Raw genomic sequence first — 14,313 nt, 5'->3', positions numbered from 1 at the left:
ATCGGGAAATTCGCATCTTCCGATCCATCCGGAAGGCTTTGCGTCCAAATTGCCTGAAAGGCAAGGTTTATTTGGAGATTTCGGATAGCGTCTGCGCACCGTGTTCGGCGGCAAGGCGGCGCATTTCGGCGACCTTGGCCTGATATTCGGCTTCCGAGATCGTGCCGGCCTTGCGCCGGGCGGCGAGCGCGGTCAACTGATGCTGCAGTTCGGCCGCCTGCTCATCGCTCATCTGGACATTGGCGGCCGTCAGCGGCGCGCCGAAATTCGGGTAGCCGTCCGGCGATTTCGTCAGACCGCCTTCCACCGGCTCACCCTTCGTGGCCGGCATGACGACGGCGGTCGGCGCCGCTCGCCTAGCGGCGGCCGCGGCCTTTTCCTCCGCCGTCAGATTGCATCCGGCAAGCGTCATCGCCGCCGCGGCGCAGATCAATGCGGTGCGGTTGAAGGTTGCGATGCGCCGAATGCCGTTCTTCGTCATGCCTCAAATCCAGTTCTGACTGCTTCGACTGTTAAATTTGTCGTAGCCACAAAGCAATAGCACGAGCCGATGCGGCTGGAACTTGTTTTCTCGTTCGATCACGATGTACAACGAATGGATAAAATGGGTGCTGCCGCCGGAGGAAATGGTGACCGACAGCAAGCAGGAGAGTGGCGGCCATAAGAATGGCGACAAGACCGGTTTCGACGCGGCCGATCTCGATCCCTATCTGTTGAAGGATCCCGAGACGATGGCGATGAATTTCGCCCGGGCGCTCGAAAATCTCGGGCAAGCCGCCTCGGCCTGGCTTGCGCCGCGCGAACGCGGCGAGATCACCGACACCGTGATCGATCCGATGACCGATATGGTCAAGACGCTTTCCAAGGTCACCGAATACTGGATTTCCGATCCCCGTCGCACCTTCGAGGCGCAGACAGAGCTGATGTCATCGTTTTTCGGCATCTGGATGCGCTCGATGCAGCGCATGCAGGGTGAGCCGCTGCCGCCCGAACCAGACACTCGCAACGACAAGCGCTTCGCCGACGAAGATTGGCAGAAAAATCCTTTCTTCGACTTTCTCCGCCAGGTCTATTTCGTCACGACCGACTGGGTGGACAAGCTGGTGTCGGAGACCGACGGTCTCGACGAGCACACCAAGCACAAGGCAAGCTTCTATGTGAAGCAGATCACGGCAGCACTCTCGCCCAGCAACTTCATCGCTACCAACCCGCAGCTTTACCGCGAGACGATTGCAAGCAAAGGCCAGAACCTGGTGCGCGGCATGAAGATGCTCGCCGAGGACATCGCTGCCGGGAATGGCGAGCTTCGCCTTCGGCAGACCGACATGACCAAATTCGCCGTCGGCCGCGACATGGCGCTGACGCCGGGCAAGGTCATCGCCCAGAACGATATCTGCCAGATCATTCAGTACGAAGCCTCGACCGATACGGTTCTGAAGCGGCCGCTGCTGATCTGCCCGCCCTGGATCAACAAGTTCTATATTCTTGACCTCAACCCGCAGAAATCCTTTATCAAATGGTGCGTGGATCAGGGCCAGACCGTCTTCGTCATCTCCTGGGTCAACCCGGACGCGCGTCACGCGGAGAAGGACTGGGGAGCCTATGCCCGCGAAGGCATCGATTTCGCGCTCGAGACGATAGAGAAGGCGACCGGCGAAAAGGAAGTCAACGCCGTCGGCTACTGCGTTGGCGGCACGCTACTGGCGGCAACGCTGGCGCTGCATGCCAAGGAGAAAAACAAACGCATCAAGACCGCCACGCTCTTCACCACGCAGGTCGACTTCACCCATGCCGGCGATCTCAAGGTCTTCGTCGACGAGGAGCAGCTTGCAGCCCTCGAAGAGCATATGCGGGCCGCCGGCTATCTCGACGGCACGAAGATGTCGATGGCCTTCAACATGTTGCGCGCTTCCGAGCTGATCTGGCCTTATTTTGTCAACAGCTACCTCAAGGGCCAAGAGCCCCTGCCCTTCGATCTCCTGTTCTGGAACGCCGATTCGACGCGCATGGCGGCGGCAAACCACGCCTTCTACCTGCGAAACTGCTATCTCCGAAATGCTCTGACGCAGAACGAGATGATTCTCGATGGCAAGCGCGTATCGCTGAAGGACGTGAAGATCCCGATCTATAATCTCGCCACCCGCGAAGACCACATCGCGCCCGCCAAATCGGTCTTCCTCGGCAGCCAGTTTTTCGGCGGCAAGGTGGAATTCGTCGTCACCGGCTCGGGACATATCGCCGGCGTCGTCAACCCGCCCGACAAGAAGAAATACCAATTCTGGACGGGCGGCCCGGCCAAGGGCGACTATGAGACCTGGCTCGCGCGGGCCGCCGAGACGCCGGGATCGTGGTGGCCGCACTGGCAGGCCTGGATCGAGACGCATGACGGACGGCGCGTTGGCGCGCGCAAACCCGGCGGCGATGCGCTGAACGCAATCGAGGAGGCGCCGGGAAGTTATGTGATGGAACGCACCTGAGAAGCCGGCGCGCTTCTGTTTTTGCGACGTCGTAAGAAACAGCGATATCACGTAAACAAATTAGAAACCATAATTCGTCATCCTTGCGAAACAGTCGGAAGTCGCAGGCGGCCTAAATTCGGCCCTTCTGCGGCCCTACCGGCCCCGGCGAAGTTTAGTCAGTCAGTGCCGCCGGCCTGCGTAGCGAGTTTGAAAGACGAGTGTAGTATGGCGTTTGCGGTTGGGACGTTGGATAACGTCGCCCCTCTTGGCGGATCTGTTTTGCGTTCGCGCAAATCTCGCGGCTTTCTTTACGGTGTCGTCAGCGCCGGACTTTTAACCTCAACATGGCTGATCGCGACCTTGGCAACGATGCATTCGGTGGCCGGGCACTTTTCTCCACCAGACAGCCTGGCACAGATCGGGGCCGCCCCGAAGGTGGCGCCGTCAACTCGCCTCGAGCGGTTGATCCACGTCGGCAAAGGTGACCGGCTGGCCGCCTTCAACGCGAAGCCAAAGATGCCGCTGACAGCAAGCCTCATCCAGTCGCATGCTGAAAAGACTGCCGCCGCAGCAACGGCATTGGCGGCTCTTACGAAGAACAATCGGCTCACCAAGGCTGCCGAGCAACCCCTCCTTGCCGCGATTTCCGACAGCGCCAAGTTCCGCAAGGACGATGCGATCGCGCCGCCGTCTGTCGAGCTCGCCTCGGCAGAGATTGAAGAAGATAACGCCAACCGAATCATCGTCCCATCAAAGGAATCCGTCGCCGCGGCCCAACTCCAGGCGATGGTAGCGCTGGCCGAGGCAGGCCCCCGGCAGATCGCCCCCGCCCCGATCGAGCCGATCGATTCTGTCAGGACCGCCTCAGTTCCTACAACAGATTCAGCACCGGTGATGGTCGCAGCGGCAGAGGATCAACCCTTCGATCTCGTCCTGTCACCCGACGCAGGTTCCGTGCCGTTGCCGATGGCGCGTCCGGACGGGCTCATTGGCAAACCGGCAGCGGTCGCCAAGGGTGCACAGCGCTCTGCCGGGTCTGTTCTGGCCTATGCCCAGCCGAACTCGCCGATCGAAGACGACGAGGACGATGCCGTGCCGCGCTACGACAAGCCGGTCTTTTCGCCGAAGCTGCGGGCAGGTGTCGCAATCTATGATATCGAAAACAGCACCGTCTATCTGCCGAATGGCGAACGGTTGGAGGCCCATTCCGGTCTCGGCAAGATGCGCGACAAGCCGCGCTACGCCGACAAGAAGATGCGCGGGCCGACGCCGCCGCACACCTATGTCCTTACCATGCGCGAGAGCCTCTTTCACGGTGTCGAGGCGATCCGCCTGACGCCGGTCGAAGGCTCGGACGCCATCTTTGACCGCGTCGGCCTACTCGCCCACACCTATATGCTCGGCAAGTACGGGGATTCCAACGGCTGCGTGTCCTTTAAGGATTATAAGCGCTTCCTGGCCGCCTTCAAACGCGGTGAGATCAAGCAGCTGGTGGTGGTTCCGCGGCTGAACAACAAGCCGGCTTCGACACTCGCTTCACTGTTTTCCTCGGGAAGCTGATTAAGCAGCAGTGGGCAAGTAGCCGCTTGCCCACGCAGCCCTACTTCAGCCAGACTGCTATCCGCTCCGCCGCCTCGGCTATCTCTCCTTGCGAGCCCGCGTAGGAAAGGCGCAGGGTTCGATGTCCCTCCAGCGGATCGAAGTCCAGGCCCGGCGTCGCCGCGACATTGATTTCGGCCAACATGCGCTTGGCAAAACCCATGCTGTCATTGGTGAAGCGCGAGACATCGACATAAGCGTAGAAGGCGCCGTCCATCGGCGAAGCGGGCGCAAGGCCCATCTTGGGCAGGCGGTCGAGGAGCAGCTCGCGGTTTGCGGCATAGCTCGTCTTGACATGATCGAGCTCTTCGCTTGCGCCAAGCGCGGCTACCGCTGCGATCTGGGAGAGTTCGGGCGGGGAGATATAGAGGCTCTGCGCCACCCGCTCGATCGGCCGCACCAGCCGCTCCGGCAACACCATCCAGCCGATTCGCCAGCCGGTCATGCAGTAATATTTGGAGAAGGAGTTGATGACGATCGCCTCGTCCGTCAGCTCAAGGGCGCTCGCCTCTTCGCCGGCGAAGGTCAGCCCGTGATAGATTTCATCGGAGATCAAGGCGATGGACTGGGCGGCGCAATAATCAGCAAGCGCCTTCAGCCCGTCGCGGCCGGTCACAGTGCCGGTTGGATTGGCGGGGCTGGCGAGCAGCACGCCTTTCAGCCTGACGCAGCTTTGCTGCTGCGCCGCTTCTAGACTCTCGGGCGTCAGGGTGAAGTGCGTCTCGGCCGTCACCGGCACCTCGAGAACGTTCAGACCCAAGGCGCCGAGAATATTGCGATAGGCGGGATAACCCGGTCTTGCGATTGCCACGGCATCACCGGCATCGAAAAGCGACAGAAAGGCAAGATTGAAGCCTGCCGAGGAACCGGTGGTTACCGCGATGCGCGCGGGATCGATGTCCAAGCCGTGACGGTCCTTGTAGTGCCAGGCGAGCGCCGATTTCAGCCGCGCCGTCCCCAGTGCATCGGTATAACCGATCCGGCCTTCGGCAAGTGCGGCGCGTGCCGCTTCGAGAGCAGCCTGAGGCGCGGGATGCGAGGGTTGACCGACCGCCATGGAGATGACGGGCTGGCCGGCTGCCCGCCGCTTCGTCGCCTCCGCCAAAACGTCCATGGCATGAAAAGGCTCGACTTCGCTGCGTTTGGATATGGAAAACAAGATCGCTTCTCGCTCGACTTCTTCGATAATGGCCAGACAATTGCCGCATTAATCGGCTCATCACAATCCCGCGAGGGTCGCGCGGGGGTGAAAATTCCTGTTTGAACGGAACTCGACGCACCGTACCTTGACGCGACGCGTTCAAGTCCATAACCCGGCGAAGGTTTTCTCGACCAAGACCACATCGCCGATGACGAGGATATCATGGCCTTCTTCCCGAAAAGCTTCACCGCACTGGCGCTTGCCGCATCGATTGCGCTCCCGTTTCCAGCCGCAGCGCTCGACGATCAGCAGAAGAAGGAGTTTGGGGAATTCATCAAGCAATATCTGATCGATAACCCCGAGATCATGCTTGAGGTCCAGGAGGCGCTACAGAAGAAGCAGGAAGCCGCGCGGCTGGTGAAGGCGAATATGGCGATCGAAGAGAACAGCGCCGGAATTTTCGAATCGAAGGATGACGTGACGCTCGGCAACCCCAAAGGCGATGTCACGGTCGTCGAATTCTTCGATTATAACTGCAGCTACTGCCGACACGCGCTTACCGACATGCAGGCGCTGCTGAAGAAGGACAAGAACGTCCGCTTCGTGCTTAAGGAATTCCCGATCCTCGGGCCGGATTCCGTTGCCGCCCACAAAGTGGCCGACGCCTTCCGCAGGCTGGCGCCTGCGAAATATGCCGACTTCCATGTCGCCCTTCTCAGCAGCGAAGGCCGAGCCTCGGAAGAAAGTGCGATCGCTGTCGCGGGTTCTCTCGGCTTTAGCGAGGATAAGATCCGCGCCGAGATGGCAAAGAGTCCGAACGACGGAATCGTTCAGGCGACCTATCAGCTTGCCTCCAGCCTCGGCATCAGCGGCACGCCCTCTTATGTCATCGGCAACGAACTCGTCCCTGGCGCCGTCGGGCTCGACGATCTCGAAGCCAAGGTCAAGAACATGCGCAGCTGCGGCAAGACCGCCTGCTGACCAAAACGGGCGGCCGACCGGCAACTCATCAAATCGCCAAATTCGAAGCGTTTCAGCCATGTGGACAAATGTGGCGCGATTCCTGCCGGCCAACCCGTAAGGGCTTTCATTCAGCCCTCGTGGAGTCTATAGGTTGCCGTCGTGCATTTTACGGAACATTCGATGACGCAAACGATTTTTGTCCTGAACGGGCCTAACCTGAACATGCTGGGTAAACGAGAGCCCGGCATTTATGGCGGCAAGACGCTCACGGACATCGAGGCGGACTGCAAGGCGGCAGGACGCGAACTCGGCTTTGATATCGACTTCCGTCAGAGCAACCACGAAGGCACGCTGGTCGACTGGTTCCACGAGGCCGACGAAAAGGCCGTCGGCGTTGCCATCAATGCAGGCGCCTATACGCATACGTCAGTCGCGCTGCACGACGCGATCCGCGCTATTTCCATCCCCGTCATCGAGCTCCACATATCCAACGTCCATGCACGGGAAGAATTCCGCCACAAGTCGATGATCGCGCCGGCATGCAAGGGCGTGATCTGCGGCTTCGGGCCTCACAGCTACATCCTGGCGCTCCACGCGCTGAAGAACATCACGGCATAAGAAGAAGACAGGGCAATACCATGGCTGAAAAGAAATCGGGTATCGATCAGGCACTGATCCGCGATCTCGCCAATATTCTTAACGAGACGGATCTGACGGAGATCGAGGTCGAGCAGGACGATCTGCGCATCCGCGTTTCGCGCGGCGGCACACCGCATTACGTCCAGGCGCCGGTCGCTGCACCGGCCTTTGCAGCTCCGGCCGCAGCCGCCGCTCCGGCAGCCGCCGCTGTCGCGCCCGCAGCGCCCAGCCGGAACCCGGCCAATGTCGTCAGTGCACCGATGGTCGGCACCGCCTATATGGCGCCTGCTCCGGGCGCGCGTCCCTTCATCGAAATCGGCGCAACCGTCAAGGAAGGCCAAACACTGATCATTATCGAAGCGATGAAGACGATGAACCAGATTCCCTCGCCGAAATCGGGGAAGGTAACCGAAATTCTCGTCGATGACGGACATCCCGTCGAATACGGCCAAGCCCTCGTCGTCATCGAATAGGCCCAAGCCCATGATTTCGAAAATCCTCATCGCCAATCGCGGGGAAATCGCCCTTCGCGTGCTCCGGGCCTGCAAGGAACTCGGCATCGCCTGCGTCGTGGTTCATTCCACCGCCGATGCCGATGCCATGCATGTGCGCCTTGCCGACGAAAGCGTATGTATCGGCCCGCCCTCCTCCCGTGACAGCTATCTGAACATTCATCAGATCGTCGCTGCCTGCGAGATCACCGGCGCCGACGCCGTACATCCGGGCTACGGCTTCCTGTCCGAGAACGCCAAGTTCGCTGACATCCTCGACGCCCACGGCATCACCTTCATCGGGCCGACGGCGGATCATATCCGCATCATGGGGGATAAGATCACCGCCAAGACGACGGCGCTGGAACTCGGCATTCCCGTCGTTCCCGGCTCGGACGGCGAAGTGAAGACCGAAGAGGATGCGCTGAGGACGGCCGCCGAAATCGGTTATCCCGTGCTGATCAAGGCAACCGCCGGCGGCGGCGGACGTGGCATGAAGGTCGCCAAGAGCGAGGCCGATTTGATCGAGGCGTGGTCGACGGCGCGCACGGAGGCGGCGGCGGCCTTCGGCAACGATGCCGTCTACATGGAAAAATATCTCGGCAAGCCGCGCCATATCGAAATCCAGGTTTTCGGGGACGGTGAAGGCAATGCCATTCATCTCGGCGAACGCGACTGCTCGCTGCAGCGCCGCCATCAGAAGGTCTGGGAAGAAGCGAATTCGCCGGCACTCAACGTCGAGCAGCGCATGAAGATCGGCCAGATCTGCGCCGATGCGATGAAGAAGCTGAAATATCGCGGCGCCGGCACGATCGAATTCCTCTACGAAAACGGCGAGTTCTATTTCATCGAGATGAACACCCGCCTGCAGGTGGAGCATCCGATCACCGAGGCGATCACCGGCATCGACCTAGTACACGAACAGATCCGCGTCGCCTCCGGCCGCGGTCTCTCCGTGACGCAGGACGAAGTACATTTTTCCGGTCACGCGATCGAATGCCGTATCAATGCCGAGGACCCGCGCACCTTCGTTCCCTCGCCCGGGACGATCACGCATTTCCATGCGCCGGGCGGCCTTGGCGTGCGCATCGATTCCGGCGCCTATCAGGGCTATAAGATCCCACCGTACTACGACAGCCTCATCGGCAAGCTGATCGTGCACGGCCGCACCCGCGTCGAATGCATGATGCGCCTGCGCCGCGCGCTCGACGAGTTCGTCGTCGACGGCATCAAGACGACGCTGCCGCTGTTCCAGGAACTCGTCTCCAACCAGGATATCGCCAACGGCGACTACGATATCCACTGGCTGGAACATTATCTCGCCAACACGCCAGCGGCATAGGACAGGAATGGCAGGACCGCGCAGGAAGTCACCAGGCATTACCCCTGACATTCTCCTGCGCGCCTATTCCATCGGCCTCTTTCCGATGGCCGAATCCGCCGACGACCCGGAGATCTTCTGGGTCGAACCGGAATTGCGCGGCGTGCTGCCGCTCGATGATTTCCACATATCGAAAAGCCTCGCCAAGACGGTTCGCAGGAAACCGTTCGAAATCCGTTTCGATCACGCCTTCGATGGGGTGATCGCGGCTTGCGCAGAGGAAACATCCGGCCGCCCGAGCACGTGGATCAACCAAACGATCAAATCGCTCTACACAACGCTCTTCGAAATCGGGCATGCCCATACGGTCGAGGCTTGGGATGGCGAAGAACTGGTTGGTGGCCTCTACGGCGTTTCGCTCGGCTCGGCCTTCTTCGGCGAAAGCATGTTTTCGCGCCGAACTGACGCCTCGAAGATTTGCCTCGTGCATCTGGTCGAACGGCTCCGGGAAAGGGGCTTCACGCTGCTCGACACGCAATTCACCACCGAGCACCTGAAGACGTTCGGAGCGATCGACGTCCCCAAGGCAGATTATGCGGTGCTATTGGCCGCCGCTATGGAGTCGCCACACCTTAAGTTTTGAACGCCGGCTCCAACCGACCTGAATCAGCGGGCTGTCGCCTTGGCGTTATCGGGAGCCGGAACGTCCGAACTTGTCTTGCAGTCCTTCAACCAGACGTCGTAGATCGGATGTTCGACGGCGTTGAGGCCGGGGCTGTCGGCAAACATCCAGCCTGTGAAGATGCGACGGATCTTGCGGTCGAGCGTGATTTCGTCGACTTCGACAAAGCCGTCGATCTTCTGCGCTTCCGCCTGGTCGCGCGAATAGCAAGCCTTCGGCGTCACCTGCAGCGCCCCAAACTGTACCGTCTCATTGACATAAACATCGAACGTCGTGATGCGGCCGGTGATCTTGTCGAGGCCGGAAAAGACGGCAACCGGATTGTCGATGCGTGCGGCATATGCCGCAACCGGTGGAAGCAGAGCCGAGAGCGCCAGCAGCGATCCGGCGCCACGCAGGACCATGTTCCGCGTGAAGAGCTTCATATGTACCCGTCTCCAGACATTTTCAGTTCATGGCCGCGGTCAAGCGCGGTCAACCTGCGGGTAAAGGTCAATTGTGGCCAAAAGCCGAGCTTGCGATCGCCCGGTCAGGCCGCCGTCTCAGTTGCCAGGTGTCCAGGCGTCGTAATCGCCGGTGACGCGCGGCCGCTCCCCCGGAACAGCGAGAGAGCCAGGAGGACGGTAAGCCTGCGGAGAACCGGTGAGGTTCGGACGGTGCGCCTTCTGCCATTCCCTGGCGACGTAATTTTCCTTGGACGGCGGAACATCGGTGCGATGATGCATCCAGCCATGCCAGCCCGGCGGAATGGCGGAGGCTTCGGCATACCCCTTGTAGATCACCCAGCGCTTCGGCAGGCCGTAGGAAGACATGCCGCCTTCATAATAGACGTTGCCGAATTCATCCTCGCCGACGCGCTTGCCAAAACGCCAAGTCGCAAAACGCGTGCCTATCGTCTGACTGTTCCACCAGGTGAAGATTTGAACCACAAGATTCCGCATGTCTTTTCCTTGTGCCCGCCAGTGCGAGCCAAACCAGAATTTAGCCTCTCGCTTATGCCGTCGCCAAGCCGAATTGTCCAGCGATTCCACGAGAGGCAAGGGTCATTTCAAGGCCATCTTGAAGCCGAGATGCGAAGGCTTGAAGCCAAGCCTTTCATAGAAACGATGGGCATCCTTGCGTAGGGCATTCGACGTCAATTGCACCAGCCGCACGCCGCGGCCTTTTGCCTCTGATATGGCGAACTCGATCATTCCAGTGCCGATGCCCCGCCCGCGCATCTCAGCCCGCGTCTGCACCGCCTCGATGATCATCGTCGAAGAACCGCGGCCTGTCAGCGAGGTCGTGAGCATCGTCTGGAATGTGCCGACGACTTCGCTGCCGCGCTCTGCGACATAAAGCGTCTGGTCGGGCGAAGCCTCGATGACCGCGTAGGCCCTGGCATAATCAGCAAAAGCCGCGGCATCCGTCGTATCGCCGTGACCGCCGAGAGTATCGGCGGCAAACAGCGCCACAAGCGCCGGCAAATCTTCCCTGCGCGCTTCGCGAATGAGAATATCCCGCAATTCAACTGCCACAGCCTCAATGTCCTTCGAGCGGTTTTTCGAAAATAAGCGACGGAATGCCGGATTGTCCGGCCGCGTTGTTCTCGTTGCGGCCGACTTCGATAAACCCATGCGTCTGATAGAAGGCGATCGCCGCCGCATTCTGCGGCTCGACTTCCAGACGCATGATCTCAGCATCCGGAAAGCAGGTTTCGAGCTCGGCGAAGATATCGCGGCCAATGCCTTGGCGCTTCAGCGAGGGGCTGACATAGAGGAGATGCAGCATGACCGTCTTCGTCAGCACCTGCGACATCGCCGCAAAACCTACGCCGCCAATGTTGCGGCCATTATCGGCGACCAGGAATTCGGCATCTCTGCGCCCCAGCCGCGCCTTCAGTGCTGCCGGCGTAAAGAGATGGGCGATCAGATCGTCCACCTTTGTTTTGCCGTGGAGGTCGTCATAGGTGGCGTGAAAGCTCTCCACCAGAAGAGCGCGCACCTTCTCCAGGTCGCGCTCTCCGGCGGTGCGGACGAAATACACGGCTATTCCTCGATGCCGAGCTTCGCCTTGACGAGCGCCTGGACCGCCTGCGGATTTGCCTTGCCGCCAGTCGCCTTCATCACCTGGCCGACGAACCATGCCGCCATGGTCGGCTTCGCCTTGACCTTTTCGACCTGCTCGGGATTGGCGGCGATGATCTCGTCCACGGCTTTTTCGATCGCGCCGGTATCTGTTACCTGCTTCATGCCACGCGATTCGACGATCTCGACGGGATCGCCGCCTTCGGTCAACACTATCTCGAAAAGGTCCTTGGCGATCTTGCCGGAGATGGTACCAGCCTTGATAAGGTCGATTATGGAGCCGAGTTGGGCCGGCGATACCGGCGTCTGTTCGATGTCCTTGCCGGTGCGGTTGAGCGCGCCGAGCAAGTCATTGATCACCCAGTTTGCCGCCGTCTTGCCGTCGCGGCCGGCGGCCACGGCCTCGAAATAATCGGCGATGGCCTTTTCTGAAACCAGCACGGAGGCGTCGTAGACCGACAGGCCGAGTTCACGCACGAAGCGCTCCTTCTTGTCGTCGGGCAACTCCGGCAGATCGGCTTCGAGCGCCTTGATGAAGGCATCGTCGAATTCGAGCGGCAGCAGATCCGGATCGGGGAAGTAACGATAGTCATGCGCATCCTCTTTCGAGCGCATGGAGCGCGTTTCGCCCTTGTTCGGATCAAACAGGCGCGTCTCCTGCTCGATCACGCCCCCATCCTCCAGAATGCCGATCTGGCGACGAGCTTCATATTCGATCGCCTGGCCGATGAAGCGGATGGAGTTGACGTTCTTGATTTCGCAACGCGTGCCGAAGGGCTCGCCCGGACGACGCACGGAGACGTTGACGTCGGCGCGCATGGAGCCTTCATCCATGTTACCGTCGCAAGTGCCAAGGTAGCGAACGATCGAACGCAGCTTCGTCATATAGGCCTTGGCTTCGTCGGATGAGCGCATGTCGGGCTTGGAGACGATCTCCATCAGCGCCACGCCGGACCGGTTGAGGTCAACATAGGACATGGTCGCGTGCTGGTCGTGCATCGACTTGCCGGCATCCTGTTCCAGGTGCAGGCGCTCGATCCCAATCTCGATATCCTCGAACTGGCCCTGACGGTCCGGCCCGAGCGAAATGACAATTTTACCTTCGCCGACGATCGGATCCTTGTACTGCGAAATCTGATAGCCCTGCGGCAGGTCGGGATAGAAATAGTTCTTGCGGTCGAACACCGAGCGCTTGTTGATCTGAGCCTTCAGGCCGAGACCGGTGCGCACGGCCTGCTTGACGCACTCCTCGTTGATGACGGGCAGCATGCCGGGCATGGCGGCATCGACCAGCGATACGTTCGAATTCTGCGGCTTGCCAAATTCCGTCGAGGCGCCGGAGAAGAGCTTCGAATTCGACAGCACCTGGGCATGGACTTCCATGCCGACGATGACTTCCCAGTCACCGGTGGCGCCGGGGATGAAGCGTTTCGGATCGGGCGTGCGGACGTCGACAATGGTCATCTGATGCTCTTTGCAGGCTGTTCTTTTCTATTGGTGAGGTAAAGGAAATGGCGTGCCGGTGCAAGGCTTCCGCGGAATTGTGTAGTGGGGGCACCGCCTCCGCTTCTGCTTGAGCCGCGAGGCCGTTTTGCACCAGCAGCGGCTCGATTCCGCGTCAGCCGGGCGATCGACGCGAATTTCCACCGGCCCAGTTGTCGGCACGACAATGATCTCTATTTTCAGCCAAAAATACCGCCCTGGATTTGAGACCCTCACCACATGGAGGCGCTATTGAAGGCTTATCTGCCCTATCTGGCCGGGACGCTGGCGGGATTGTTGGTCGCGCTCGCTATTTCCGGCCTGTTGACGTTGCAGGGAATACCACAGCTGATGCTTTTCGCCTTGCTGCCGGCCATCGGCGGCGCGGCTTTCGAGCGGGTTTTCCAGCATAGATCCGACTGGTTTTAGAACACCATGGGAAAGCTGAAAGAAATCGTCATTGACTGCGACATTCCCTCGCGCGTCGCTCGTTTCTGGGCGGCGGCACTCGATGGCTATCAAGTGATGCCTTATGACGATGCGGAATTGGCCCGCCTTGCCGCGATGGGACTGACACCTGAAACGGACCCGACCGTGATAGTCGAGGGTCCGGGAACACGCCTTTGCTTCCACCTTCGCCAGGGAGAGCGTCCCGCCCGCAACCGTGTTCACCTCGATATCGCCGCTACGGATCGGGAGAAGGAAGTGGAACGGCTCCTGTTGCTTGGCGCGAGATACGTCCGCGAGACGCATGCCTACACGGTCTTGAATGATCCTGAAGGCAACAACTTTTGCGTGACGTCCGAATAGTTGGCCATGGGCCGAGAACCGCGCCCGACGGCATCTGCCTTACGTCAGAATTCCTGCCCGTATCCCCCACCGCCGGCGACGAGCTGTTTCGTTAGCCCGACCGACGGCACGTCGCGGTCGAGCTTCGGATTGTAAGCCACCGAGAGCCACTGGATCCCATAGCCGTGCTTCCGGAAAAAACCGATCGCCTCGTTATTGCCGGAGTGGGTCTGCATCGCCGCCTTCTCGAAGCCCTGCTCAGCGATCTCCTTTTCGATGCGTTCGAGAAGGGCCGAGCCGAGACCCTGGCGGGTGAAGACGGGATCGATCCAGAAATCCGAGATGGTTTCATCAAGAGCCTCGCGCGCCGCCCAGCCTGCAACCTGGCCGTTCTGCTCAACGACGGTGATGGTCAGCCAGTCGTTTTCCACGAAGTTGCGAAAGGCGTTGCGCGCCGCATCGATCATCGCGTCCGATTCGCCGATCGACGCCATCGCCTTTTGCCAGGCCCTCAGCCCGATCTCGCTCAACAGCTCCGCTTCCCCGTCGCGGGCATTGCGAATGTGGATCAACGACACCTCCGCGTTACCCCGCAACTAGACCATTGAGTCGCGGAATTTACCAGTGGCTCCAAAGCGATGATGCGTGGAAACTGTGGTTTTCGACCTGATTTGACCGGCG

General features: G+C 60.2%; 17 protein-coding genes. 9 read left to right on the top strand and 8 right to left on the bottom strand.

Annotated features, from left to right (window positions below):
- Positions 1–67: 67 nt before the first annotated feature.
- A complete protein-coding gene (locus tag FFR93_RS16915) occupies positions 68–481 on the bottom strand; it encodes a hypothetical protein (RefSeq protein ID WP_064709081.1) in 414 nt (137 codons plus the stop codon).
- A gap of 145 nt (positions 482–626) precedes the next feature.
- Here FFR93_RS16915 and phaC point away from each other — a divergent pair, with 145 nt between their 5' ends.
- Together phaC and FFR93_RS16905 are read left to right on the top strand one after the other, a co-directional pair.
- Complete coding sequence (gene phaC, locus FFR93_RS16910) at positions 627–2,477, top strand: class I poly(R)-hydroxyalkanoic acid synthase (protein ID WP_246661334.1); 1,851 nt, start codon at positions 627–629, stop codon at positions 2,475–2,477.
- 207 nt (positions 2,478–2,684) lie between these two features.
- The gene (locus FFR93_RS16905; RefSeq protein ID WP_138394085.1) at positions 2,685–4,019 is read left to right on the top strand and encodes a DUF2778 domain-containing protein; all 1,335 of its coding nucleotides are present in this window, start codon (positions 2,685–2,687) and stop codon (positions 4,017–4,019) included.
- A 40-nt stretch (positions 4,020–4,059) separates the two neighbouring features.
- Here FFR93_RS16905 and FFR93_RS16900 read toward each other — a convergent pair whose 3' ends face one another.
- Positions 4,060–5,217, bottom strand: a complete 1,158-nt coding sequence (locus FFR93_RS16900) for an aminotransferase class I/II-fold pyridoxal phosphate-dependent enzyme (protein WP_138394084.1) — start codon at positions 5,215–5,217, stop codon at positions 4,060–4,062.
- Positions 5,218–5,421: 204 nt separating this feature from the next.
- Between FFR93_RS16900 and FFR93_RS16895 the strand changes: the two genes are divergently transcribed.
- The 5 genes from FFR93_RS16895 (at position 5,422) to aat (ending at position 9,256) form a co-directional block, all read left to right on the top strand.
- A complete protein-coding gene (locus tag FFR93_RS16895; protein WP_064712855.1) occupies positions 5,422–6,180 on the top strand; it encodes a DsbA family protein in 759 nt (252 codons plus the stop codon).
- Positions 6,181–6,342: 162 nt separating this feature from the next.
- Complete coding sequence (gene aroQ, locus FFR93_RS16890) at positions 6,343–6,780, top strand: type II 3-dehydroquinate dehydratase (RefSeq protein WP_064709086.1); 438 nt, start codon at positions 6,343–6,345, stop codon at positions 6,778–6,780.
- 20 nt (positions 6,781–6,800) lie between these two features.
- Positions 6,801–7,274: an acetyl-CoA carboxylase biotin carboxyl carrier protein gene (gene accB, locus FFR93_RS16885; RefSeq protein ID WP_138394083.1), complete on the top strand. Its 474-nt coding sequence runs from the start codon at positions 6,801–6,803 to the stop codon at positions 7,272–7,274.
- 10 nt (positions 7,275–7,284) lie between these two features.
- Positions 7,285–8,634 carry an acetyl-CoA carboxylase biotin carboxylase subunit gene (gene accC / locus FFR93_RS16880; protein ID WP_064709088.1) on the top strand — a complete coding sequence of 450 codons (1,350 nt, stop codon included), beginning with the start codon at positions 7,285–7,287 and terminating at the stop codon, positions 8,632–8,634.
- Between the two features lie 7 nt (positions 8,635–8,641).
- On the top strand, positions 8,642–9,256 hold the full coding sequence (gene aat / locus FFR93_RS16875; RefSeq protein ID WP_064712856.1) for a leucyl/phenylalanyl-tRNA--protein transferase: 615 nt from the start codon (positions 8,642–8,644) through the stop codon (positions 9,254–9,256).
- A 23-nt stretch (positions 9,257–9,279) separates the two neighbouring features.
- Here aat and FFR93_RS16870 read toward each other — a convergent pair whose 3' ends face one another.
- The 5 genes from FFR93_RS16870 to gatB form a co-directional block, all read right to left on the bottom strand.
- Positions 9,280–9,720 (bottom strand): DUF2155 domain-containing protein, encoded by a 441-nt coding sequence (locus FFR93_RS16870; RefSeq protein ID WP_064709090.1) that lies wholly within the window; start codon positions 9,718–9,720, stop codon positions 9,280–9,282.
- A gap of 117 nt (positions 9,721–9,837) precedes the next feature.
- A complete protein-coding gene (locus FFR93_RS16865; RefSeq protein ID WP_138394082.1) occupies positions 9,838–10,236 on the bottom strand; it encodes an NADH:ubiquinone oxidoreductase subunit NDUFA12 in 399 nt (132 codons plus the stop codon).
- 102 nt (positions 10,237–10,338) lie between these two features.
- Complete coding sequence (locus tag FFR93_RS16860) at positions 10,339–10,812, bottom strand: GNAT family N-acetyltransferase (RefSeq protein ID WP_064709091.1); 474 nt, start codon at positions 10,810–10,812, stop codon at positions 10,339–10,341.
- 4 nt (positions 10,813–10,816) lie between these two features.
- Positions 10,817–11,320 (bottom strand): GNAT family N-acetyltransferase, encoded by a 504-nt coding sequence (locus FFR93_RS16855; RefSeq protein ID WP_138394081.1) that lies wholly within the window; start codon positions 11,318–11,320, stop codon positions 10,817–10,819.
- 2 nt (positions 11,321–11,322) lie between these two features.
- The gene (gatB, locus tag FFR93_RS16850; protein WP_064709093.1) at positions 11,323–12,825 is read right to left on the bottom strand and encodes an Asp-tRNA(Asn)/Glu-tRNA(Gln) amidotransferase subunit GatB; all 1,503 of its coding nucleotides are present in this window, start codon (positions 12,823–12,825) and stop codon (positions 11,323–11,325) included.
- A gap of 270 nt (positions 12,826–13,095) precedes the next feature.
- On the opposite strand from gatB, the gene FFR93_RS40920 reads away from it, so the two are divergent.
- Both FFR93_RS40920 and FFR93_RS16845 read left to right on the top strand, forming a co-directional pair.
- Positions 13,096–13,272 (top strand): hypothetical protein, encoded by a 177-nt coding sequence (locus tag FFR93_RS40920; RefSeq protein WP_171049209.1) that lies wholly within the window; start codon positions 13,096–13,098, stop codon positions 13,270–13,272.
- 6 nt (positions 13,273–13,278) lie between these two features.
- The gene (locus FFR93_RS16845; RefSeq protein WP_138394080.1) at positions 13,279–13,653 is read left to right on the top strand and encodes a VOC family protein; all 375 of its coding nucleotides are present in this window, start codon (positions 13,279–13,281) and stop codon (positions 13,651–13,653) included.
- 44 nt (positions 13,654–13,697) lie between these two features.
- Here the strand turns inward: FFR93_RS16845 and FFR93_RS16840 are convergent, their stop codons facing one another.
- Positions 13,698–14,204, bottom strand: a complete 507-nt coding sequence (locus FFR93_RS16840; RefSeq protein WP_138394079.1) for a GNAT family N-acetyltransferase — start codon at positions 14,202–14,204, stop codon at positions 13,698–13,700.
- Between the last annotated feature and the right edge of the window lie 109 nt (positions 14,205–14,313).

It is taken from the genome of Rhizobium sp. MHM7A (assembly GCF_005862215.1).
GTDB classification, from domain to species: Bacteria; Pseudomonadota; Alphaproteobacteria; order Rhizobiales; family Rhizobiaceae; genus Rhizobium; species Rhizobium bangladeshense.
This window is presented reverse-complemented; position numbering and strand designations above follow the sequence as displayed.